The 21823-nt window shown below is 49.0% G+C and carries 27 protein-coding genes; 5 read left to right on the top strand and 22 right to left on the bottom strand.

What is annotated here, in order from left to right:
* The first annotated feature begins 28 nt into the window (after positions 1–28).
* Positions 29–1009, top strand: a complete 981-nt coding sequence (locus J2T14_RS11050; protein ID WP_307470725.1) for a CapA family protein — start codon at positions 29–31, stop codon at positions 1007–1009.
* Here the strand turns inward: J2T14_RS11050 and wsfD are convergent.
* The gene (wsfD, locus tag J2T14_RS11045; protein ID WP_307470722.1) at positions 984–2426 is read right to left on the bottom strand and encodes a glycan biosynthesis hexose transferase WsfD; all 1443 of its coding nucleotides are present in this window, start codon (positions 2424–2426) and stop codon (positions 984–986) included. The two genes, J2T14_RS11050 and wsfD, sit on opposite strands and share 26 nt — an antisense overlap.
* A 140-nt stretch (positions 2427–2566) precedes the next feature.
* On the opposite strand from wsfD, the gene J2T14_RS11040 reads away from it, so the two are divergent.
* Entirely contained in the window at positions 2567–3457 is an 891-nt protein-coding gene (locus J2T14_RS11040; RefSeq protein WP_307470719.1) for a VOC family protein, read from the top strand.
* 11 nt (positions 3458–3468) lie between these two features.
* Here J2T14_RS11040 and J2T14_RS11035 read toward each other — a convergent pair whose 3' ends face one another.
* Positions 3469–4323: a helix-turn-helix transcriptional regulator gene (locus tag J2T14_RS11035; protein WP_307470716.1), complete on the bottom strand. Its 855-nt coding sequence runs from the start codon at positions 4321–4323 to the stop codon at positions 3469–3471.
* Between the two features lie 153 nt (positions 4324–4476).
* On the opposite strand from J2T14_RS11035, the gene J2T14_RS11030 reads away from it, so the two are divergent.
* Positions 4477–6561: a beta-galactosidase gene (locus J2T14_RS11030; protein ID WP_307470713.1), complete on the top strand. Its 2085-nt coding sequence runs from the start codon at positions 4477–4479 to the stop codon at positions 6559–6561.
* Positions 6562–6983: 422 nt separating this feature from the next.
* Here the strand turns inward: J2T14_RS11030 and J2T14_RS11025 are convergent, their stop codons facing one another.
* From J2T14_RS11025 to J2T14_RS11015, 3 genes are read right to left on the bottom strand one after another with little or no spacing between them, the layout of a single operon-like run.
* Positions 6984–7508: a YfiT family bacillithiol transferase gene (locus J2T14_RS11025; RefSeq protein ID WP_307470711.1), complete on the bottom strand. Its 525-nt coding sequence runs from the start codon at positions 7506–7508 to the stop codon at positions 6984–6986.
* Complete coding sequence (locus J2T14_RS11020) at positions 7498–7953, bottom strand: GNAT family N-acetyltransferase (protein ID WP_307203466.1); 456 nt, start codon at positions 7951–7953, stop codon at positions 7498–7500. Before J2T14_RS11020 ends, J2T14_RS11025 begins: the two co-directional genes overlap by 11 nt.
* A gap of 9 nt (positions 7954–7962) precedes the next feature.
* Entirely contained in the window at positions 7963–8400 is a 438-nt protein-coding gene (locus tag J2T14_RS11015) for a zinc ribbon domain-containing protein (protein WP_307470708.1), read from the bottom strand.
* Between the two features lie 102 nt (positions 8401–8502).
* Between J2T14_RS11015 and J2T14_RS11010 the strand changes: the two genes are divergently transcribed.
* Both J2T14_RS11010 and J2T14_RS11005 read left to right on the top strand, forming a co-directional pair.
* Positions 8503–9444 carry a ribose-phosphate diphosphokinase gene (locus J2T14_RS11010; RefSeq protein WP_307203140.1) on the top strand — a complete coding sequence of 314 codons (942 nt, stop codon included), beginning with the start codon at positions 8503–8505 and terminating at the stop codon, positions 9442–9444.
* A gap of 183 nt (positions 9445–9627) precedes the next feature.
* The gene (locus J2T14_RS11005) at positions 9628–10521 is read left to right on the top strand and encodes a hypothetical protein (RefSeq protein WP_307470705.1); all 894 of its coding nucleotides are present in this window, start codon (positions 9628–9630) and stop codon (positions 10519–10521) included.
* A 170-nt stretch (positions 10522–10691) separates the two neighbouring features.
* Here the strand turns inward: J2T14_RS11005 and J2T14_RS11000 are convergent, their stop codons facing one another.
* From J2T14_RS11000 to J2T14_RS10920, 17 genes are all read right to left on the bottom strand, one after another.
* A complete protein-coding gene (locus tag J2T14_RS11000) occupies positions 10692–11252 on the bottom strand; it encodes a GNAT family N-acetyltransferase (protein ID WP_307470702.1) in 561 nt (186 codons plus the stop codon).
* Positions 11253–11266: 14 nt separating this feature from the next.
* Positions 11267–11398 carry a hypothetical protein gene (locus J2T14_RS10995; protein WP_307470699.1) on the bottom strand — a complete coding sequence of 44 codons (132 nt, stop codon included), beginning with the start codon at positions 11396–11398 and terminating at the stop codon, positions 11267–11269.
* Between the two features lie 80 nt (positions 11399–11478).
* The gene (locus J2T14_RS10990) at positions 11479–11961 is read right to left on the bottom strand and encodes a GyrI-like domain-containing protein (protein WP_307470696.1); all 483 of its coding nucleotides are present in this window, start codon (positions 11959–11961) and stop codon (positions 11479–11481) included.
* Positions 11962–11981: 20 nt separating this feature from the next.
* Complete coding sequence (locus tag J2T14_RS10985) at positions 11982–12917, bottom strand: acetamidase/formamidase family protein (RefSeq protein WP_307203153.1); 936 nt, start codon at positions 12915–12917, stop codon at positions 11982–11984.
* A gap of 17 nt (positions 12918–12934) precedes the next feature.
* A complete protein-coding gene (locus J2T14_RS10980) occupies positions 12935–13393 on the bottom strand; it encodes an NUDIX hydrolase (protein WP_307203155.1) in 459 nt (152 codons plus the stop codon).
* A gap of 39 nt (positions 13394–13432) precedes the next feature.
* Positions 13433–13978 carry a GNAT family N-acetyltransferase gene (locus J2T14_RS10975; protein WP_307203156.1) on the bottom strand — a complete coding sequence of 182 codons (546 nt, stop codon included), beginning with the start codon at positions 13976–13978 and terminating at the stop codon, positions 13433–13435.
* A 19-nt stretch (positions 13979–13997) separates the two neighbouring features.
* Positions 13998–14699: a class I SAM-dependent methyltransferase gene (locus J2T14_RS10970; RefSeq protein WP_307470693.1), complete on the bottom strand. Its 702-nt coding sequence runs from the start codon at positions 14697–14699 to the stop codon at positions 13998–14000.
* A gap of 33 nt (positions 14700–14732) precedes the next feature.
* Complete coding sequence (gene pgsA, locus J2T14_RS10965; RefSeq protein ID WP_307203162.1) at positions 14733–15320, bottom strand: CDP-diacylglycerol--glycerol-3-phosphate 3-phosphatidyltransferase; 588 nt, start codon at positions 15318–15320, stop codon at positions 14733–14735.
* 115 nt (positions 15321–15435) lie between these two features.
* Positions 15436–16017 (bottom strand): DJ-1/PfpI family protein, encoded by a 582-nt coding sequence (locus tag J2T14_RS10960; protein WP_307470690.1) that lies wholly within the window; start codon positions 16015–16017, stop codon positions 15436–15438.
* A gap of 27 nt (positions 16018–16044) precedes the next feature.
* Positions 16045–16545, bottom strand: coding sequence for a GNAT family N-acetyltransferase (locus J2T14_RS10955; protein ID WP_307470687.1), 501 nt, complete (start codon positions 16543–16545; stop codon positions 16045–16047).
* A gap of 21 nt (positions 16546–16566) precedes the next feature.
* A complete protein-coding gene (locus J2T14_RS10950) occupies positions 16567–17223 on the bottom strand; it encodes an HAD family hydrolase (RefSeq protein ID WP_307470685.1) in 657 nt (218 codons plus the stop codon).
* A gap of 31 nt (positions 17224–17254) precedes the next feature.
* Positions 17255–17635, bottom strand: a complete 381-nt coding sequence (locus J2T14_RS10945; RefSeq protein ID WP_307470682.1) for a VOC family protein — start codon at positions 17633–17635, stop codon at positions 17255–17257.
* Between the two features lie 14 nt (positions 17636–17649).
* Positions 17650–18216: a nucleotidyltransferase family protein gene (locus tag J2T14_RS10940; protein WP_307203172.1), complete on the bottom strand. Its 567-nt coding sequence runs from the start codon at positions 18214–18216 to the stop codon at positions 17650–17652.
* A gap of 43 nt (positions 18217–18259) precedes the next feature.
* Positions 18260–18655, bottom strand: coding sequence for a GNAT family N-acetyltransferase (locus J2T14_RS10935; protein ID WP_307470680.1), 396 nt, complete (start codon positions 18653–18655; stop codon positions 18260–18262).
* 23 nt (positions 18656–18678) lie between these two features.
* The gene (locus J2T14_RS10930; protein WP_307470676.1) at positions 18679–19185 is read right to left on the bottom strand and encodes a hypothetical protein; all 507 of its coding nucleotides are present in this window, start codon (positions 19183–19185) and stop codon (positions 18679–18681) included.
* Between the two features lie 326 nt (positions 19186–19511).
* On the bottom strand, positions 19512–20111 hold the full coding sequence (locus tag J2T14_RS10925) for a histidine phosphatase family protein (protein WP_307470673.1): 600 nt from the start codon (positions 20109–20111) through the stop codon (positions 19512–19514).
* A gap of 24 nt (positions 20112–20135) precedes the next feature.
* Positions 20136–21812, bottom strand: coding sequence for a sensor domain-containing diguanylate cyclase (locus tag J2T14_RS10920; protein ID WP_307470671.1), 1677 nt, complete (start codon positions 21810–21812; stop codon positions 20136–20138).
* Between the last annotated feature and the right edge of the window lie 11 nt (positions 21813–21823).

Below are 21823 nucleotides of genomic sequence, written 5' to 3'. Positions count from 1 at the left end.
ACATCTTTTACTTGGGAGAGGTGGACCTTTGACAACCATTACGATTGGAGCGATCGGCGATCTGCTCATGAAGAATTCGATTATCGATTCTGCAAGGATCGGCCGAAACCGTTACGCCTTCGGCCCTATATTTGCCGGCGTCGCTCCTCATCTGCGAAACAACGATTTGCTGATCGGCAATTTGGAGACGACGTTCTCCGGCACGCCGTGGTTCGGCAGCAATCCGAATCGTGTCGGACGTTATGAGCTTCGCAACATGAGAACCGGCAATCCGCTGTTCAACTGCCCCGACGAACTTGCCGCGACGCTGAAGAGTACCGGCTTCCACGTCATGACGACGGCCAATAACCATTGCGCCGACGGCGGCATGTACGGACTGAACCGAACGCTAGGCATTCTTGACCGCCATGGCATTAAGCATACGGGCACGGCAAGATCGCTCGAAGAATCCCGCAGGCAGCTCATTATGCGCGTCAAAGGAATAGACATTGGCATCTTATCCTATACGTACGGGACGAACCGGATGCCCGTATCCCATTCCTATAAAGTTAATCTCATCGAGCCTCGTCGAATCGCCGCCGACATCGACCGCATCAAGCGGAGGAGCGACTTCGTCATCGTCTGCCTCCACTTCGGAACCGAATACCGAACCCAGCATAACGCCGGGCAGCGCCGCCTCGTCGCATTATGCTTCAAGCACGGCGCGAACGCCGTTTTGGGCGCTCACCCGCATGTGCTTCAACCCGTCGTAACACGCAAGGTGAGGGACAAGTACGGAGTCGTGAAGACGAGAGTCGCGGCTTATTCCCTCGGCAACTTCCTCTCGCATAAGCTGCATAACAGGATGGATACGATTCGCGCGATGATCCTGAAGCTTACGATTACGAAGGATGCGAGTGGTTCAACCGACATCGTAAGGGTGGGCCGGATTCCTACGATAGCCAGGTCTTACAAGCACAATGGCAAAAAAACGTTCCGACTCGTTACGGAGTCTCGCGGACGCCGTTAGCGCGCAACGAGACGCCCCAGCGCGTCAGCTTGCCCAGCAAGTAGACGACGCCTATCGCTAGCATCATATCGAAGCAGACGTTGAATAGAAACAGATGCTTGCCGAGATCGGCCTCGCCGTCGCCGAGCAGCGGAACGGCGAAGCCGAAGAGGCCGATAAGGCCGACACATGCGAATATATCGATGCGGGCGCGCTGCCTCGCCGCAGGGCGCCGCGTATATTCATAGGCGATGCCGGCATAATAAAGGAGATAGATTAGGCCGACGAACCATAGCCTATTCGGTACATGGTCATGCTTGAATTCGCTCCAGCCGCTGTACGTATACGCAATCGTCCCATACGGCTTGCCTTTGTCCTGATCATAGCTTCCGAGATAGTACGGCCGGATGCTCATTCCGTTCTCCGCGCCGCGTTCCAACTTCTGGAAGAAGCGTCCCGGATGCTTCATATAGTAGAACAGCACGTCCTTGTGGCTCAGCTTGCTGTATAGATGCTCTTTGAGAATGGGGTCATTTTGCTTAATAGCCGTATCGGTCTGAAAATAATTCGTCCCCGCCAGCACCTTGAACTGCTCCGGCAAGCCAAGCTCCTTAAGCGCGGCCACCGGATCGGGCGAATCCTTCAATATGCCGTAGAATACCGTCTGGTAAAGGTTAATATGCTTGAGCCGCTGCGGAGCGGCTAAGTACATAACGGCCGTTGCAAGCAGGAGGACGGAAGAGCCGATGAGAATCATTTTGCGCCACGGCTTGTCCTTGCGGAGCGTCCAGAACCTCGCTGCAATAAGGATGAGCAGCAGTCCGATCGGCGCGTTCTGCAACTTCGTGCAGATGAGGCAGAAGCATGCGATGAAGAATAATAGAAGCAGCTTGCGCGCCGGCTTCTCGCTTTGCGCAACCGCGAGCGCCAGACCGAATGTCATCAGCATGAAGATGAGCGTAATCGCTTCGCCGAAAAACGAATTGAAATAAGCAATATAGCCGATATCAAGGAAGACGAACGCCGCGACAGCCACGATAGCCGCATTCAGCAGCGTCCAGCGTGTTTTGTTATACTTCATCCATATGGCCAGCGCCGCTATGTACAGCAGGCTATACATGAAGGATAGAATACGGATATCGAAAAAAGAGCTATTGATGATTCGGCTTATGAAACCGGCAATCATGACGATAATAATCTGCGTCGACACATAGCCGCTCCATAGCACTTGACGATACTCGTAATCGGTATGCGCGAAGCCGAAGTATCTCTCTTTGTAAGGCTCGTCGTCCGCGTAACCGATCCCTCCCGCCCACATGATGCGCGCGAAGTCTCCGCTGTCGGCCACCCCGACCGCACGAATCATCAGGATGCTGCCAAGAATGACGATAGCAGCCGCAATAATGGCCATTTCACTCGTGAATCCGAACTTTTTCAATGGAACCTCCTGGTGTGCCTCAAAGGGAACTTTTTCTTAATATGAGAACATTATAATAGCATTCCCAGAATCTGTACAATTCACCGACGTTAAGAGCGGCTAGAAAGTTGCATTTCAACAACAATAAAGGGGGACCAACGATGACAACGACGCAATTGGATCAAGCGATTACTTTAGGCGAGGTTAAGCTGCGCATTAGCAATTTGGAGCGATCGATTCGCTTCTATGAGGATATCGTAGGATTGAAGCTGCTTGCATGCAGCGAGGATGGCCAATCCGCCATACTTGGCTTGGCGAGTGGGGATGAAGCAGGCGCCAAGACGCTGCTCGTACTGGAGGAAATTCCGAATGCGGCCGTGCCGAGAAGACGCTCGCATGCGGGGTTGTACCACTTCGCCCTGCTGCTGCCGGAACGCAAGGCATTATCGCTCGTCGCCCGCCACCTTTCGTCGGCCGGTATTCCTATCGGCCAGGCCGATCACCTCGTGAGCGAAGCGCTCTACATCTCCGATCCCGATCATCACGGCATCGAGATTTACGCCGACCGTCCGCGTCAAGAATGGAAGCGCGATGCGAACGGCGATTACGTCATGGCGAATGCCCCGATCAACTGGGACAGCTTGCTCGCGGCAAGCGGAGGCGAATACTGGGGCGGTCTTCCGCAGGAAACCGTCATCGGCCATGTCCACCTTCATGTCAGCGACCTCGGAACGTCGAGAACCTTCTATGTCGATACATTCGGCTTCGACATCGTGGGCGACTACAAAGAAACGATGCAGGCGCTGTTCATCTCCGCCGGCGGATATCATCACCATATCGGGATGAATATATGGGCTGGCGTCGGCGCTAGCTTGCCTCCTCGGGACTCGGTCGGCCTCGATTACTACACGATCCTGTTCCCGGATGCAGATGCCCGCAAGCAACTGCTTGATCATCTGCGCAGCCACGATATTGCCGTAACAGAACATGGCGAGACGGCTATCGTTCATGACCCGACCGGCACCCAGATCAGGCTGCGGTATCGTCGATAAGCAAGTTGTATTTATGTCCGTCCGGCGCTTTGTCCGCGTATCGTGCGATACTGTTTCGGCGATACGCCTTCCGCCGCCCGGAATACGCGGATGAAGTAGCTTGGCTGCGAGAAGCCGGTTCGAGCGGCAATATCCGTAATCGGCAGCGCGGTTGTGGCAAGCAGCAGCTTTGCCGCGACGAGTCGGCATTCCGTTACATAATGATTGGGTGTCTTGCCCATGACCTGTTGAAACAACCGCAGAAAATGATACGCGCTGTAGCCCGACAGCGCCGCCATTCGTTCTAGTGTCCATGCTTCCTCGCAGCGATGGCGAATTTGGTCTGCCGCCGCGCGGATCGCATTTTGCTTCTCCAGCGCCGCCGACCCTTCGAGCCGTACCGAATGCTGGGCGAGCTCCACCAATATTTCATAGAGCAGCGCGGAGAGGCGCGGCTCGTTCCTCGTCTCGAACGGGCGGCATAGCCCGTACATTTCCTCGGTCAATTGCTTGAACCGCTCCCCATTGGAGAAGGTGAAGAACCAGCTCCCGAAGTCCTCCGCTTCCCTTAGATTCGGCAACTGAATCGGCGTATCGAAATGAATCCACCTGACATCCCAAGTATCATCCGGGTTCGTCCCGTATTGCTGGAACGCGCCGCGCGGAAACAGGAAGCCGTCGCCGGCCTTCAACAGCAGCCGCTCGCCACCTGAGTTGTTCACCGCGTACCCGCTTCCGCCGAATATGAAATGCAAGTTGTATTCCATCATTTGTCCCTGTTCTCTTCGCTCGGCGTGCTGAGGAAAGTCGTTGAACCTTCCGAACGAATCCGGATAACATACGTATTCAGAGAATGCCGGCTTCGGTAAAACGAAATGCTCCAGCATCGGTCAGCCCCCTCCTTCCAACTTCGCAATATTGTAATATGAATAGCAGTATATTGTTATTTACGATCATTTATATGGATTTTACAATTTAAAATATACACCATTACCGCAATATAGTCACACTGCTGCTATTAACCAAGGAGGAATCATACTTTGAATACGACTGGAATCAACAATCATGCCGATGCTTTGGAGGAGTTCAAGCTTGGCGTCTGTTATTACCCGGAGCATTGGCCGGAGAGCCTATGGGAGGACGACTACCGGCGGATGCGCGAGATAGGCTTCTCTATCATCCGAGTAGCCGAATTCGCTTGGTCGATCTTCGAGCCGAAGGAAGGCGAATTTGAATTCGGACTGTTCGATCGCGCGCTCGATCTTGCGCATAAGCATGGACTTAAAGTGATCCTCGGCACGCCGACCGCGACGCCGCCTGCTTGGCTGACGCACCGTTACCCCGAGGTGCTTAACGCTACCGTCGAAGGTGTCGTCATGCAGCATGGCCTGCGTCGCCACTATAATTACAGCAGTCCGAAATACCGCGAGCTATCCGCAATTATTACGAGGAAGATGGCCGAGCGCTATAAGGATCATCCCGCCGTAATCGGATGGCAGATCGATAATGAGTTTAACTGCGAAATGGGAGAGTTCTATGCGGAGGCCGATCATAAGGCGTTTCGCGCTTGGGTGAAAGACAAGTACAAAACGCTGGACAAGCTGAACGAAGCTTGGGGAACGGTATTCTGGAGCCAGACCTATTCCGATTGGGAGCAAGTGTTCCTTCCGCGTATCGTCCCGGGGGGCAAACAGCCGAATCCCCACCTGGCGCTCGACGAGAAACGGTTTATTTCCGATAATACGATATCGTTCGCCAAGGTGCAGGCAGACGTTTTGCGCGAGGTTGCTCCGAATCATTGGGTGACGACGAACGGCATGTTCGGCCATCTGAATAACCACCAAATGAATGATGAGCTTCTGGACTTCTTCAGTTACGATTCCTATCCGCAATTCTCGACCATTTATTTTGACCCGAATGAGGTCAATCCGCTCGCCGACAGAGGTTGGAGCCAGTCGCTTAGCGCCGTTCGCTCCATCTCGCCGCAATTCTGCATCATGGAGCAGCAATCTGGTCCCGGCGGCTGGGTGAACAAGATGGATATGCCATCGCCTAAGCCGGGACAGATGCGGCTATGGACGTATCAATCGATCGCGCATGGCGCGAATATGGTGCTTTACTTCCGCTGGCGAACAGCGGCGTTCGGCACCGAAATGTATTGGCATGGCCTTAACGATTACCATAATCAGCCGAACCGCCGCATACGCGAGGCGGGAAAGATCGGGGCGGAGCTTGCTCTGTCGGGCAATCGTATTGCCAGTACCCGCTACAAGGCGGACATCGCTTTAGTTCGCGATTACGATAACGAGTGGGATGGCGAAACCGATGTTTGGCATGGACCTTTCGCTTGGGCAAGCGGCAAAGCCTGGTTCAAAGCTCTGCAGTACCGCCATATCCCTTGCGATACGTTATTCATGGGCGCGAAGACGACGCTTGCCGATCTGCAGCTCTATAAGGCGCTCGTCTATCCGCATCCGACCATCATGCGCGACGAGACGGCTGCTCTGCTCGAGCAATACACGCGCGCAGGCGGCATCGTTATCTTCGGCTGCCGTACCGGCTACAAGGACGAGCGCGGCCAATGTTATATGCGCCCATTCCCCGGCGCCGCGGCTGGGCTTTGCGGCATTTCCGTAGAGGAGTTCACGATGGTAAAAGGAACTCGCGCCCCTGTATCGATGACATGGGAGCGGAGGTCCGCGAGCGGCGAGACGGTTGTGACTGGCGCAGATTCGTTCAACGATGTACTGCTGCCGGAAGCGGATACGGTGGAGGTGGTGGCACGGTATGCGAGCGACCATTACGCGGGCAAGCCCGCCGTCACTCGCAACCGCCTCGGCGAAGGCGAGGCGTGGTACTTTGGCGCGGTGTTCAACGATGCGGCGGCAGACCAAATCATCGACTTGATTGGGCTCGAATCCCCTGCACAGGAGTGGCTGCAGCTGCCGATGCAAGTCGAGCTCGCCATTCGCGAGGGCGAGAGCGGACCGCTCCACTTCCTGCTCAACTACAGCGAGCAGCCGGCTGTTGTCACGATCGGCCAGCCGAAGACCGACCTGCTGACCGGGCAGCAGGTTAGCGGCGAAGTGACGATCGAAGGGTTCGGCGTCGTTGTATTGAGCTAGGTAACGAAGTATTTAAGATAAGCCAAGAAGCCTCCATCGCTGCTTATGCAGCAGGTTATGGAGGCTTCTTCTTTGCTTTAAGGCTTCGTTCTATTACTCCTTGCTCTTCATTGCACACCACTGCTCCATGACGCTTACCTACGGCATCCCGCTTTGGAATAACGGGAAATCCTCCCGTTATTTCTAGACGGTCAACCGTCCTCAACCCATTAACAGGAATTCCTCCCGTTAATATCGCCGGAAACGTCACAACACCGCACAATGGGCAGAATTAACGGGAGAAATTCCAACTATATCTTCAAACTAACCCATACTCACTGAATTAAATGGAGGTATTCCCGTTAATGTTCTTGGCATCCTATCGCATGACTCCAATTCGACTTCCTCGCTCGACCCGCACGTACCGCCGCCGCAGCTTTCCCTTATATGCTAAGTCGATCCCGAAGCGACGTAATATGAGCAACATGATGCTTGCCGTGCCAAGCATACAAGCCGAGGTTATAGTCAAGACGGATCGTCTTCTTCGACTCCGGGTGGATGAATAAACGTTCAAAATCAGTTTCTTTCATCGCTTTCAGCAGCACAACCCACCGCTTATGCAGGGACTCGAGCAATGAGATAGAGACGCCGATATCCAAGCTAACGGAGTCCTCGAGCTCAGCCCAACGGTCCTCGTAATAAGGCTTAATCGTCGGTTGATCCTCGGTCAGCGCCAGCTTGAATCTCATTAAACTGTTCATATGGCTGTCGGCCACATGATGGACGACCTGACGAACCGTCCATCCTCCGTCACGATAAGGCAAGTCCAGCTGTTCTTCAGTCAAGCCTGCAACGGCTTCAACCAGTCTTGTAGGCAATGCCTCGATTTCGCCGATCCATTGCTCTCTCTGAGCCGCCGAACACTCGCCTGCAAATTCAAATTTACCAATCGGGTATCTAAGCTCCATGATGTGTCGCTCCTTTGTTATGATGATTCCCCTCCAAGCGCATATACACGCTTCTCTCCTTGAACCCTAACGACGCCCAGAACCGCCGTCCCGCTTCGTTCCAATCCGTCACTTCGATATCTATAATGCTCGTATTGAGCTGCTTCGTCAACAGCTGGAAGGCTGCCTTTCCATAGCCGCCTCTTCTACAATGCCGACATATGAAAAAATGGCGCAAATACAAAGGCTCTCTCACATGGTCGACCAGCGCATAACCTTTGACGTCGCCATTCTGCTCGAATAGATAAGCGGTATAGGTTGTATGAATAAATCCCCTCATTCTCTCTTTTAACTGGTCTAAGTCCATCTTGTTATCATGTTTCTCGTCTTCGATAAGCTGCTTGTTCAATGCGGCAAGCAGATCGAGGTCATCATCCAAACAGATTCGAACGGTTAGCTCCTCCATCGATCCCAATCAACCTCCGAATAAAATGTCCATAACCGTTCCCAGCTTGCCGCTCTTCGTCTGACGCAAAATATTCGGATCGTAAACCTCAACATATCCGCAATTCATACAGGAGACGAATAGAAAATGGTTATGCTGAATATCGAGCAGCTTGCTGAAGCCCACTCCCGTCATAGCAACCTCCTTGATGCTGCACTCCATGCATTTGCATTTCATACATCTGAAGCTGCTCATTATGTGATCCTCCACGCTTATCGGCAGCTCCTGCTCGACTGTATCTTGTTGTCCGCCGTCCATCAATTCGTCTACGGCATCGTCAAAATCCGTATCCAGCACCTCATACAGACGTTGCCGGCACTTCGGGGAGCGTTTATTAACAATCTCGACTTCATGATGACACCAAGGACATTCGATCACAAGGCTCACTCCTGCTTCGATTTTTTTCATCCGAGTTATAGACACCAGTACCTTCCAAGAAACGATTTGTTCTCCAATCCTTAGTTTGATATGATTGAAAAAAAACGCTGTCTTTCATTAGGAGGATCACAGGTGCAAAAGGTTAAAATATTTTCCGGTTCCTCTAACAAACCGTTAGCCGAACAATTGTGCAAAGAGCTGAATATACCGCTTGGAGACGTTGCTATTTCCCGCCAACAAAGCGGTGAGATTCATGTTTCCTACCGCGAGACCATTCGAGCATGCGACGTATTTATCGTCCAATCCCTGTCCCATCCCGTTAATGAACATTTAATCGAGATGCTCATCATGATCGACGCCGCAAAACGCGCATCCGCCAAAACGGTAAATATTGTCATGCCCTACTACGGCTATGCAAGGCAGGAAAGAAAATCCGCGCCTCGCGAACCGATTTCAGCTAAACTCGTTGCAGATGTGTTGACCACGGTCGGAGCGAAGCGCATTATAACCGTAGATTTGCACGCCGACCCGATTCAAGGATTTTTTGACATACCGGTCGATCATTTGACTGCGTTGGATTTAATCATTGACTATTTGACAAGAAAAAATATAACCAACCCGGTTGTCGTCTCTCCCGATGCCGGACGGGCAACTACCGCCGAAAAACTGGCAGGTCGTCTGAATTGTCCGTTTGCGATCATGATCAAAAACCGTCCAGCCCACAACCAGTCCGAGATTACGCATATTATCGGCGATGTCGAAGGCATGACGCCGATTATCATCGAAGACTTGATCGATACGGGCAGTACCATCGTAAATGTCGTTGAGGCACTTAAGAAAAAGGGCGCTCATGATGCTTATATTTGCGCTACGCATGGCGTGTTCTCGGACAACGCGATTGAAAAGCTGACGCATCCGAATATCCGCGAGGTCGTCATAACAGACACGATTGCCATTAATGAAAAGCATTCCGATAAATTTGTCGTACTTCCGATGTCTCCGATTATCGCAACGGCGATTAAGATTATTACGGAAGGCGGATCCATAGCAACGTTGTTTAAATCCGGCTCGTAAATGTTCAATTGAAATGGCTGTCCCTAAGCAGGCAAAAACCTCCTGAGGGGCCGTTTTTTTATATAAACTTGCCTCAAGCAATATAGATGCCTCCAGCATATGGAAGGTTAAAAAATATTAATCGGACAATCCCCCTCATATCCGCTATGATGATCGAAAAGTTACAGAGAGGGGGGAACCGTTTTGGAGAAAAAACGTTGTTTATTTTGTAGCGCTCTAGTGTATGTAGAAATGGATAGCAGCTACGACAAATACAATGACTGCTATTGCGCGCCCAATGGCTATTACAGCCTTCATAGAGATAGTTATGAGCTTATCCATGCGCTATCGAACCCGGTGAAGATGCAGCTCTATACGAGCCTATCCGGTTATATTCGCGAGATGACCGATTGCGGCGAGTCGGTATCACTATCGTTCGAGGACTTGGAAAATATTCGAAACAGCTCTTCCATACCGGTTTCCGTCGAGGAGAAAGGCGCTCGTCTGCTCCAATATCTATACCGGCATTCTGAGCGCGTTGGAGATGCAGTTACGATTCATCCGCTCAACCATAACTTTAATTTAACGTATTCACCTACTATGCAGGAGCTTGTATACATCATTGAGAAGCTGAGAGAAGAGCAGCTCATCGACAGGGAAGGTATGACATTCAAGCTGACCGAGAAAGGCTGGAGCGAGGCGGCGGCGAGAGCGGCCGGAAGAAAAATGAAGCCCTGCTTCGTCTTGATCGCCGCGAGCCCTGACGAGTTTGCAGACTGGTTGGATAACTTAATGCCAAAGCTGGAACAGTGCGGCTACTTGGCAAGGCTTATCAATTATTCCGGCCACAGGCGCGAAGACCATCCCACACCTCAGCAAATCGCGGAAAGCAAGCTGGTCATTGCAGAGCTTAACGCCGATGCGCCTGAACTGTTTTTTGATGCGGGATATGCTAACGGTAAGAAAATCAACGTCGTATGGACGATGAATCATAAACGCGTAGCTTCCAATCAAGTCGTTCAACATTCGCAAATTCGCCCGATTATGTGGGAAACGACGGATGAGCTGGGCGCGATGCTTCAGCAAAGGTTAGGATAAAACGGCGCGATGCAATCAGGCTGTGAATAGGATCGCCCGACCGCACAGCCTCTTCATCGCTTCTATATTTCGTTTTCTACGAAGTTATCCTTTAATTGACTATACCAATAAAGCACACTCCCACAGCTCTTCTGTTCATGGCTCACACCTCCATTTTACCTCCCCACTAGTCAGTTATTATATTCACTGCCGTTGACGTTATACTCGATTAGCCAGCAATCGCGATATTCGCCTTCGTGAAGCTCATGCTTCGGAAGCAGCTTTATCTTAACGAAACCGCTCTTCTCATACACTCTGATCGCCCTAGCGTTCCAAGCTTGAGGGTCCATTACGATAATGGTTGCCCCGTGATGATGAATGAGATACTGAACGGTATCTTTAATTAAACGCGAGCCGATTCCCCGATTCCAATATGCGGGCTCTCCGATGAATTGATCCATGCCGAAGATTTTTCCGTTGGAATCGCCATAACCATATTCCTCTTTCTCATCTTCATCAATCTCGTAAAACTGAATATACCCAATCGCTATCGAATCATATAAAATGACACAACGAGTGGTCGCGTCCATCTCATCATAGAAATGCCGGTGCACGAGCGCCTGATCATGCGGTCGATCTCTGCCCTCGTAATATTCCAGTACAACGGGGTTAGTGAGCCACTTCTCCAGTAAGACCGCGTCAGCAGGCTCAAGCGTCCGTATACCGAGCTCTTGATTTTGGAATAAAATCATCGCGGTTGCTCCTCTTAGGCTTCATCGTATTTAACTAACATACCTGATTCGAATTTCCGTTCAATCATGCGTAGCAGATGCTCGCCAAGCGCATCGGCGGACTGCAGTTGCCCTGTATCATGCGCTTCTCTGAAAAATCCCGCCATCGCCAATTGCTCGCCAATTTATTTCTTCTATTTCATAATCAGGCAGGCTCGCAAACTCTTTTATTTTTGCAGCTTACCTCTCATTTCTTCTTAATGGGGCAGTAAATTGCGATCTGATTGCTCTCATCGTCATTTTCTATTACCGTCATCTCATTATAGCGTTCAAAATAATAAGAGACATCGTCATAGGTATAGCCATGGTCGGAAAGCCACTTCGAAGTAAAGCCATACGCGCTGGACGACTGGCTTGCAGGCCCTTTGTAATGCGTCACCGAATATAAGCGAGGCAACAGATGGATATGCACCATGCCATGAGGCAAGCCTGTAAGCGACTTCACTTCATAACAACAATAAAAATCTAGCATCCCGTCATTACCCTTATAGTTTGGCGGCGTGATGCCATACGTAACCTTTCGATCCACGATGTTATTGATCTCATCCCGCCTCTTCGTCAATTGCTGAAAGGCTGAATGCACGGCGCTGCCCAAATTCGTCATCGTACTATGTGCCCTAATGCCAACATAGGAAGCGATTTCGGTTGTCTCGATTAGCTCTACTTTCAACGCAAACACCTCGCCTATTTCTACTTTATTGCGTTATGAGGCAAACAAGCATGCACGCCCTTAATTCCGTTCACGATTTGCGTTATTCTAAGATCGATCACAGCGCTTCCCAAAGCAATGGCTTCCACTCGATTCAACCCGTATAACTCGCCCATCAAGTCGAGCATGTCATCCAAGGCCTGAACGGTTGCCTCGTTTAAATCCTCATGAAATCCAAACGTAATCCATCCTGAAGGCGTATTTGCTCTCGGGTTAGTCAATGTTTGATTTTCAAACAACTGAACGGTAACATCAACGATTTCCATTGGACATTCGATGGCTTGACAGCTAACTTCGCCATCTCCCTGCAAGGCGTGGCCGTCACCAATAGCAAGGTATGCACCATCAACCGGTATAGGCAAATATAAAGTGCTGCCCTTCACAAGCTCCTTGCAATCGATATTTCCGCCGCAGAACCGAGGAGGCCATGTGGAGTGAATGCCGGTTTCATCCGGAGGCATTCCGATAACCCCCATGAAGGGCTTAAGTCCGACCGTGTATGATTTATCGCCAATCTGACATGTGCCTTCCATTCGTTCTTTGTCGAGCTTCCAATCTAACGTTAATTCCTCGAATTCGGTCAAATGAAGCTTTTGATTTTGCCAATTCGGATAATGTCCGGCTGCGGTGAATCCGTAAGAGCCAGGAATGATATCATTGAACGTAACGCCGAGTGTCATGCCTTGCTTCGCATGTTCCACATAGATCGGACCAATCATTGCATGGCCGCCGTCCAGCTTCTCTCTTCTTATGTACGGTTTGTGCCTGTCCTTATTGCTCGCTCCTCTGCCCCAACCTGCATCCAGCACCTCAAACCGCAAAGTATCGCCGGATGCCACCGTTACTATCGGAGCCGCTTCTTTCGTAAAAGAACCGATCAACGCTTGCTGTTCTAATTGGATATGATGGTTAGCCATAGAATCGCCCCCAATGGTTACTCTTCCGATATTTGACGGAGAAAGGAACGAATAATCGGTTTATCCGCCGGATTAATTGCCTCAGGCAAAGCTTGGACAGGGAAGAACGCAAGCTCCCTCACCTCAGCCTCTTCCACCCGAAGCTCCCCCTCATATTCGTTGCATAAGTAAGCCGCCACCACATTGTATACTTCGTCGCCGTGAGGATACCGATAATACATTTCATTGCCTGAAAAAATATCCAACAAACGGATCTCGCCTGCAATAAGGCCCGTCTCTTCGAGCAACTCTCTTCTTGCGACCTGTTCCATTGCCTCCCCCGGCTCAAGCGCTCCGCCCGGCAATCCCCATAAACCGTTATCTGCTCTAAGCTGCAAAAGCATTCTCTCTTGCTTATCTATTACTATGACGCATGCTCCGGCCATAATTATCGGTGTTGTGCCAACTGCTTTTCTCAGCTCCATGATATAGCCCACACGAATCTTCCCCTTCTTATCTAACCGTTCCATACCAAGCTATTTGGCAGCCATCCATGCTTGTTTTTCGAGAGTCATTTCAATCCCATCCCAATATTCGCCGTTCAATGCCTGATACAGCTTCTTCTTTGAGTAGGTTTTGCAAAATCCGACTTTCTCGTAGCAGCGTATCGCTCGCGCATTAATATGATATACATTAAGTAGAATACGCTCTAGATCCAGCTCTTCGAATCCGATGCGAGCGAGCCCACGAAGCACTTTTTCGCCAATGCCTTGGCCTCTATGATGCTCGGAATGAATAAGGAATCTGCCGACTACCGCTTCCTTGCGGATGGGATCAATTCGGCCAATTTGAACAGATCCTATCATTCGCTGCGTCTCGCGATCAACGATTTTGTAGAGAAATACGCCCGCTTCAATGGAATGAACGCCCTTGCCGTAGTGCTGTTCCATCTGTTCGATCGTTAACGGATAAGTATACGTGCTTCCCGCCCACAGGTACATGAAATCTCTATCCTGAGCGTTCACCGCGTCCATGATGATAGGAAATTCAGATACACTGAGCGGTTGCAATACGATCTCCATTCCTTCACCCCTTGGTATATTAGCGTTTCGCTACGAAAGTAATACAGTCGGTTGTCAGCTTAACGGGTTCGCCATTCCTATCAATCTCATAGGCTAGCGGTTTCACGTGTCGCCTCTGAACATCCCAACCCGCATACTGCTCATCTAACAGAGCCAGCATGCTCTCCGTGGATATATTCACTTCAAACATCGGATCCAGCTTCATATTGCCATGCTGAGTCGTCTCCTGAATATTCGAACCGATAATAATGCAATGAAAGCCGCCGGGCTTAGTTCCCCGAACCATCTCGCCGAGCTTACGCGCCAGAATCGCCTCTGAACTTACATGCTCCAGCGAAGATACAGCTATAATGTAGTCATATTCAGAAGGAACAATCGTGAAATGCTCAATATCGGACAACCTCGCGTCAATATAAGACTCTACCCCGAATTGCTTGCTATTTTCTAATAGGCCAGCAATCGCAGATTCCAATAAATCCACGCATACGACTTTACCTGCTCTCCCTATCAGCGTTTGGGCAATAGGTATGCTATTCCGTCCAATTCCCGCTCCTAGATCAAGCACGTTCAGCTCTCTGTATTCCTTGAACTGTTCGAGCACTTCAAGGACGGTCGCTACCGGTTTATGAAGCCATGAGCCCGGCTCGAATAACTTATGTTCCTCATAGCAGGCATCATGGTACTTCTTCTCTACGTCCCGTATTCGTTCGACTCTGTTCACGGCTTCACCTCATGATTATGTTCACGTTCATGGCTACATTTTCAAATCCAATCTCTCATAATTATTTCTTATATAATTGTACCCGGAGTATATGGTTAGCAGCACTGCAATGAGCATTAGAGCGATATCGATAGGAAAGTTTGTTAAGAAAACATGAGGGGAGTTGTTAATCATGACTGCAGCTATGCCGATGACTTGAAACACCATTTTGATCTTTCCATGCTTGTCGGCTGCTAGCGCGATACCTTTGTGTGAGGCGCTTACTCGAATTGCAGTAATGATAACTTCTCTGCCGATGATGATAACAGCCATCCAGCTTGGAATCATATGCAGGCATACGAGCATAATAAGCGCTACCGAAATCAGTAGCTTGTCCGCAAGAGGATCGAGCAATTTGCCAAGATTAGTGACCATATTGTATTTTCTTGCAATATAGCCATCAAGCTTATCCGTTGCCGCCGTAAGCAAGAACAAAACCGAAGCATAGAACATTCCCCATTCATTCAGATGGGCGAACATGGGCATTTTATTTTCTAACCAAAGGGGGTATGGTTGTATAACAAAGATGAGCAGCGGTATAAGGAGTATCCTTACTAACGTGATTTTATTAGCGAGATTCATTGGTATGCTCCTTTTTGTTTAGTTTCTTAACAGCTAGTCGCTTGTTACTATGTAAGGATAGGTTTTATATTCAATAACCCTATATCAACCGATGTCTCTATATATCCAAGAGCGTTTATACTTCCACAATTCCCTGTGTTTCGTACGGGTAATCGATTTGCTTCTTGACCATGTCGACAGCTTCTCTGGATACCAGGAGTCCTACGATATACAAAGCAAGATCGATGGATGTAGAGACGCCCCCGCCTGTTATCACATTGCCGTCCTTAACAATCCTGGACTTTATTACCTCCTTGCAATACGGCTCAAGAAGCTCATAAGCGCTCGGATTAGTCGTTGCTTTCTTATTTTCCAAGAAACCCGCAGCGCCAAGCAGCAACGCGCCCGTACATACGGATATGACGTATTGCGCATTCCGCGCTCCCTTCAACCATTCTACGAATTCATCGTCGAATCTAAGCTGGCGAGTTCCCATGCCGCCAGGGACGAATAACATGTCGTATTCAGACAGATCAGGTTTGACCTTATTCACTTTGATCGCGAGCCCGAGCTCGTCAGTGATCTCATCTTGCAGTCCGCAGAAATCCCATGTCGTTCCCTTCGTATGTTCGAACAGGTTCAAGCGATAAATCACATCATAAAATCCAATGAGGTCCAGAAACGTAATGCCGTTGAACACAACCAAAGCGATTTTCATATGTACGCCCTCCTATATGTATCTTCCTTACTTCTTCTCGTACAGGTTAGCGCTCCAGCCTTCGCCATCAATGCTTCTCACATAACTGAACCCTAGATCACGATAATATTGATTAAGCCTGGGATTAGCCGCCATACAGTCGAGCCTGACCAAAGAGCGTCCGCTCTGTCGTATCTGTTCTTCCGCACAACGTATCAGATAACTGCCAATTCCTGCGCCTTTATAGTCCCTATTCACTGCAAACTTGTGAATATAGCCCGCATCCTTACTATCGAGCTCTTGCCAGATGTTAGGATCCGCCCATGTAATCACATAAGTTCCTACTGCCACTCCATTCATTTCTGCCAAATACATATTCGAGCCATCGTTCATAAACTTGAAAACTTTCTCAAGATGAAAGTGCTCCGGCCGCCACTGTTTAATGCCGTTCGCTAACAGCCACCTCGCAGAGGTCTGCCATAAATCCAGTATAATTGCTGCATCCTCAGGAACCGCTTTTTTAATAACAACATTCGTATCAACAACCACGCGACTCATGCCTCCTGTCCATTAACGGAATGTAGCAAGCAATCGATCTAAGCTCAATTGGTTCAGAGAATCAACCCGCACATCGTGATTTTCAAAATTCATCGTTTTCGTTACGTCATTCGGCGTAACAACGCAATAGAGCCCAGCAGCCTTCGCAGCTTTAAGGCCATTCAACGAATCCTCAATCGCTATGGCTTCCGTCGGTTCGATGCCAAGCAGTTCGATTGCCTTCAAATACAGTTCCGGGTTAGGCTTCACTTGCCCAACATGATCTCTGGCAACGATGATGTCGAATGAATCGTCGAGCTCGTATTTTTCCAAATACCTTTGAATCCATCCCAGCGAAGAGCTGGAGGCGATCGCAATGCGAAGCCCCTTAAGCTTAGCCAGTGATAGGTAGTCCCGAACGCCCTCACGCAGCTCTTGCTTGTCCATATGCTTCTTGTAGTACTCTTTCGATCTAGTTGTAATGTCGTCGCGATCAATGGGTCTGTTCAAACACTGCTCTAAATACTCATAAGGATCGAACTCTGCGAATGTTGTTCCAATGCACTTGCCCCATAACGCTAACGGAAGCTCTAGCCCATAATTACCGTATACCTCTTGGAAAGCGAAGTACCACGGTGTCTCGGTATCAATAATTGTGCCGTCAAAATCAAAAATCAACGCTTTAATCATTGTCTCTCGTTCACCTCATGCTTCAACATGACTACCCGCCAAAGGCAATCCGATAACCGTCCACGTCTTCGATTGTAAATTCGCTAAAGAATTCATTAAGGTCTGGCCCTCTGACTACAGTGACTCCCGCAGCTTGAACCTCTTCCAACAATGCACGCACATCCGTGTAACAAAATGCATCGAAGTATAAGCCCCCCCGTACGGAGGAGAATGGTCTAACATCCTCCACCTTCTTCGCTTGATGAAGGATGAACGTTACCGAATCCCTCGACATATGCACATGCTGCACCTCCGGTCCGCCTACCAACTCATACTGAAATCCAATTTTTTGATAAAAGGCTACAGATTCTTCAATGCTTCTTACAAGAAGCACCATTGTTGGCCCAGACAATTTTGCCTTCTCCATCTCCATTCCACATCATCCTCCTAAAATTCATCTATCAGCTTTAACCGAGGCCAGGTTTTAAGCCATCCCTTGCTCTCAACTCTTCGATAGAAATATTTTTTATCCTGAAAATATGGGCTTCTCTTTATAACAAGGCCGAACAAATCATCTAACCCATGCGGCGTGATAACTTCGATCTGGTCGTATGAATTCAGATATATTCCTACGGCCGTAACCGTCTCGGGCCATCTTTTCATCGCATCCTCTACAGAGCGGTATGGCTCTGCATGGTTACGAAGATGCATTCTAGCCTGGTTTTTTACCGACCAATTGTATTGTGGGTAATTCTCGAATAAGATAGATTCCCATCTCTTCTCTGCCTGTTCCTCAACATCGTTCGAATCGTAATAGAGAATATCCACATCGTTTAACGGAGTGGCTTCCACATAGCCATGCAAGTAATCCCATACATGATTGCGCACATAGCCCGCTGCTATGCACCAACTTGGAAGACCTAACTTTTGTATGATGCGTAGATCTCTGAGCAGGTTCTCTTTTGTCAGCAGGATCTCAATTAACTTGTCCCTTAATATCATGGTTTCTGTCAATCAGTCGGTTTCCTTTCATTTTGGCTATTCGCTCACATATGTTTTATTTCTTTCTAGCGATAACGAAGGCTCTTTCCGATTTTTCGAACCCGATTCGAGGATAGAAGTCGACTGCCCCGGGCGCTGAAAGCAACACGAGTGAGGTTTCATCTCCAAGTACGGCTTGCAGTTTACGAACTAATGCTTTGCCGATTCCTTGATGCTGGTATTTCTGATCTACGGCTAGATCGGATAAGTAGCAACAATAGGAGTAATCCGTCAGTGCTCTGGCAATCCCAATTAACTTGTTATCATCCCATGCGCTTATCGTAATATCGGCATTATCTATCATCCTTTGGATTCGCCCTAGGTCTTCGTAAGGTCTTTTAATGCCTGAAGTTCTGAATACTTCAGCTACTTCCGACGCATGAAGCGTCTTGTTCTCTGAATAAGTAATCAATGTCCTCGTCCCTTCCTCATGGCTCAATCAGTTTCCATCTCTATAAAGTCATCCGGGTTGCTAAGAATGATTCCGTTCAACTTAGCAATTGCCTCTTCGGCAGCTAATTTATAGCTACAAAATAATTTCTCCGCTTCTTGAAATAATTCGTTATCTACCGCTATATCGGATGGATTGGGCATCGCCCATTGCTCGCCTAGCTTGTTTTCACTTTCAATTAGCCGCTCAATCTGCTCCAGTAATTGCACGAGCTCCATGTTATTTAGATACCTTAGTCCGTTTTTCAATCCGTCCCACGACTTGAGTTCAATAATCGAATAGGCTGCGAACCAATAGAACTCGGCGACAGAATGGACATGGTTATGAAAAGCATAAAATAAATATAGAGCGCGCTGCCCTTCGTTCAGTTGGTCATAGACTGCTGCTTTCGACGCTAAATCTTTGCCCCGAACAGAGAGCAGCATGGGTTCGATACATTTCCAGCTGAGCTGTGACGATTCAAGATCCGCTTTCGTTATTCTAGCTCTCATTGCATCCCTTCCTTACCATGTGATCACATTACGAATCACGGCAACCAATATCGTCCTTTTCAGCTAAATAAAAACAGCCCTCAAATGGAATTGTAACCCATTCAAAGGCGAATATCATTAATAAATATTTTGTTCCTCTTAATAGAATAAATACAGATAAATCGATCTACCCTAGTACTTGATAATTTAATATCGAGTTCTTCTGGGCTCATTGAACTCAAGCTCAGTTGACCTTCTCTCGTTCTGTTCATTTCCTATAGACCGTTGTAGTAAGCGTGAACAGTAAGCGGGATTTCCGATCCTGAGAGGTTAGCAAAAAATCATAATCATTTTACTGCATCCTTATCATCAAACCTTAGGGTTTGCCATAATCGTGTTACTGCCTTTAATTCCAAGCCTTCAAACTCAAGCTTATACACGTCGGGTTTATCGGTTTGCATTAAGAAATCGAATCCAAAACTCGAGTCAAAATACCCAATCATGAGCGTCATCACATTACCGTGTGTTCCAATCGCTATTTTGCTGCCATTATGTTCTATCAAAAGAGTTTTTAGCGCAGCGACTGCCCTGTTCTGACAAACCAAATTGGATTCGCCGCCCGGCAATGCATAACTAGGATCTTCGAACATACGATTGACCGCCGGCACAAACTCCTCTTCGGAAATCTTATAATCATCGTCTGCAAAATGCCGCTCTCTTAAATCTTCAATCTCGATAATATCCAAGTTTAGCTTATGAGCCAATCCTTCGACCGTGAGTTTAGCTCGAGCGTACGGGCTGGACACAATCAGATTGATCCCTTCATTTACTAACAAATCTGCTGCTTGTCGAGCCTTCTTCTTGCCTTCAACAGAAAGTCCTCTTGTCCTTTCGCTACCATCCATATATGGAGATTCAGCGTGCCTGACCATATAGATTGTTGTCATTTGATTGTCTCCCTTCTTACCCGATCATCCCGCTGTTGCCATCGTCCGATTTCGTCCTATCCGCTTAGCTTCATAGAGCGCTTCATCCGCCCTTTGGAATACCTCTTCGAAATCACGGCCATGCTCAGGATAATGGGCCACCCCAATCGATACCGTTATCGGCTTGCCAGTGGGACTGATGGCACTTTCCACCTTACTGCGCACACGCTCAGCCAACTCTGTCCCTCCACGGAGGGCTTCCATCGGCAGTATGGCTACGAATTCTTCACCGCCCAAGCGGCAGACGAGATCCTCCTTCCGGCATTCCGACTCCAGAATACGTGCCAGATGGACGAGTGTCTCGTCTCCCTTGTGATGCCCGTACTTGTCATTTACGCTTTTGAAATGGTCGATGTCGATAACGGCTAGCGCATATCCGTCTGTTTCACCATCATGGAGAGATAGCCATTCCTCTAATCCCGCACGGTTCGCGAGTCCTGTCAAATGATCCGTTCGCGCCTGCAGGCTTTTCTTGTCAGCTTCGTTCTGCAGGCCTTGCACCGCCTTCATCATTGCAAGGGCCAAGTGGTGAGCCTCGTAATTCCAATGGCTCTTGAACGGCGGTCGATCCACCCTTTCGCCTACCGCAATCCTACGGGCAGTTGCTGTCAACGCAACGAAGGGCGATGCTAGCCTCCGGGCCATCCATAAGGACAGTATCAAGATGACCAATATAAACGGCGCACTCCAGGCGATCTGTGTTTTCATGATCGTTTGTTTCGTTTCGTTCACGATCTCCGTTGGGGACTGGAAGACGATCCCCCAATTTATTCCTACAACCTGCAAGTAACCGACAAAGTACTCATCCCCTTGTTGATTGTCGATGACGGCTGATCGCAAATTTCTGTCTTTGAATGTTTCTTTAATGATGCTAGCCGGTACGATATTGATCTCCCTACGGACGTCTGGGTTAAGCAGAAGTTCCCCTTGGCTGTCAACGATATAGGCGAACGTTCCCACACTGCTCTTGATCGCATGGTCGAACATATCAGTGAACACATTCCGTCCCTGCAAATCGATCAAGCCGGCAACGAATCCGCTAGACTGCTGACCTGGCGATCGGAGAGGATGAACCGCCATAATCATCCGATGCCCGTCCGGAGCATTAAACGCTTCGGATACGTAAGGGCCTCGGATGCCAACGGGATGCGTCGGCAACTCGTCATCAAGTTGTTGTCCGGAAACAAAGCCTGAATCAGGCGTCGAAAACCGTACGATGCCGGATTCATCCACGATCATCGCACTGTTGAATAGCCGGCTGCCCATAAGCATCGAGCCAACCATTCGAGGATTATCCTCGATCGTTATCTTCTCGTCACTTATATAGTGAGCTGTGCTGCCAAGCTCGTGGAACATAAGGTCTTTAATCGTATTCACGGATATCGTTAAATTCCGCGCACCCTCGAAATTTCTCTGCAGTATGGTCGCAGTTAGTGTCTCATTCTGTTTGCGAATCGACACCGCCATTAAGATGATGGTCGAGCCTAATAATGTGAACGCAAGCAAAGCCACGAGCAAGCTTTGAAATTTGATCCGGCCCTTGCGTCCTTGACCCCATATTTGGTTTTTTATCGTGTGCACCCTCTTCGTTTGATCATTTAAAGAGTGACTATATTCGATAAAAACATACAAATTCCTGCATACCGCGCCTCGACCGTCCATCGAAATACCCC

It is taken from the genome of Paenibacillus harenae (assembly GCF_030812415.1).
GTDB lineage: Bacteria > Bacillota > Bacilli > Paenibacillales > Paenibacillaceae > Pristimantibacillus > Pristimantibacillus harenae_A.
Note: the sequence above shows the minus strand (reverse complement) of the source record. Positions and strands in the feature narration are given on the sequence as shown.

Bases quoted from the DNA above. Each gene is read 5' to 3' on its own strand.
- J2T14_RS10925 (WP_307470673.1), bottom strand. From the start codon at position 20,111: ATGACAACAATCTATATGGTCAGGCACGCTGAATCTCCATATATGGAT.
- J2T14_RS11020 (WP_307203466.1), bottom strand. From the start codon at position 7,953: ATGGAGGAGCTAACCGTTCGAATCTGTTTGGATGATGACCTCGATCTG.
- J2T14_RS10950 (WP_307470685.1), bottom strand. From the start codon at position 17,223: ATGATTAAAGCGTTGATTTTTGATTTTGACGGCACAATTATTGATACC.
- J2T14_RS11015 (WP_307470708.1), bottom strand. From the start codon at position 8,400: ATGAAAAAAATCGAAGCAGGAGTGAGCCTTGTGATCGAATGTCCTTGG.
- J2T14_RS10945 (WP_307470682.1), bottom strand. From the start codon at position 17,635: ATGGAGATGGAGAAGGCAAAATTGTCTGGGCCAACAATGGTGCTTCTT.
- J2T14_RS10920 (WP_307470671.1), bottom strand. From the start codon at position 21,812: ATGGACGGTCGAGGCGCGGTATGCAGGAATTTGTATGTTTTTATCGAA.
- J2T14_RS10985 (WP_307203153.1), bottom strand. From the start codon at position 12,917: ATGGCTAACCATCATATCCAATTAGAACAGCAAGCGTTGATCGGTTCT.
- J2T14_RS10995 (WP_307470699.1), bottom strand. From the start codon at position 11,398: ATGGCGGGATTTTTCAGAGAAGCGCATGATACAGGGCAACTGCAGTCC.
- pgsA (WP_307203162.1), bottom strand. From the start codon at position 15,320: ATGAATCTCGCTAATAAAATCACGTTAGTAAGGATACTCCTTATACCG.
- J2T14_RS11035 (WP_307470716.1), bottom strand. From the start codon at position 4,323: ATGCTGGAGCATTTCGTTTTACCGAAGCCGGCATTCTCTGAATACGTA.
- J2T14_RS10930 (WP_307470676.1), bottom strand. From the start codon at position 19,185: ATGAGAGCTAGAATAACGAAAGCGGATCTTGAATCGTCACAGCTCAGC.
- J2T14_RS11040 (WP_307470719.1), top strand. From the start codon at position 2,567: ATGACAACGACGCAATTGGATCAAGCGATTACTTTAGGCGAGGTTAAG.
- J2T14_RS11025 (WP_307470711.1), bottom strand. From the start codon at position 7,508: ATGGAGCTTAGATACCCGATTGGTAAATTTGAATTTGCAGGCGAGTGT.
- J2T14_RS10975 (WP_307203156.1), bottom strand. From the start codon at position 13,978: ATGGAGATCGTATTGCAACCGCTCAGTGTATCTGAATTTCCTATCATC.
- J2T14_RS10960 (WP_307470690.1), bottom strand. From the start codon at position 16,017: ATGAAAATCGCTTTGGTTGTGTTCAACGGCATTACGTTTCTGGACCTC.
- J2T14_RS11000 (WP_307470702.1), bottom strand. From the start codon at position 11,252: ATGATTTTATTCCAAAATCAAGAGCTCGGTATACGGACGCTTGAGCCT.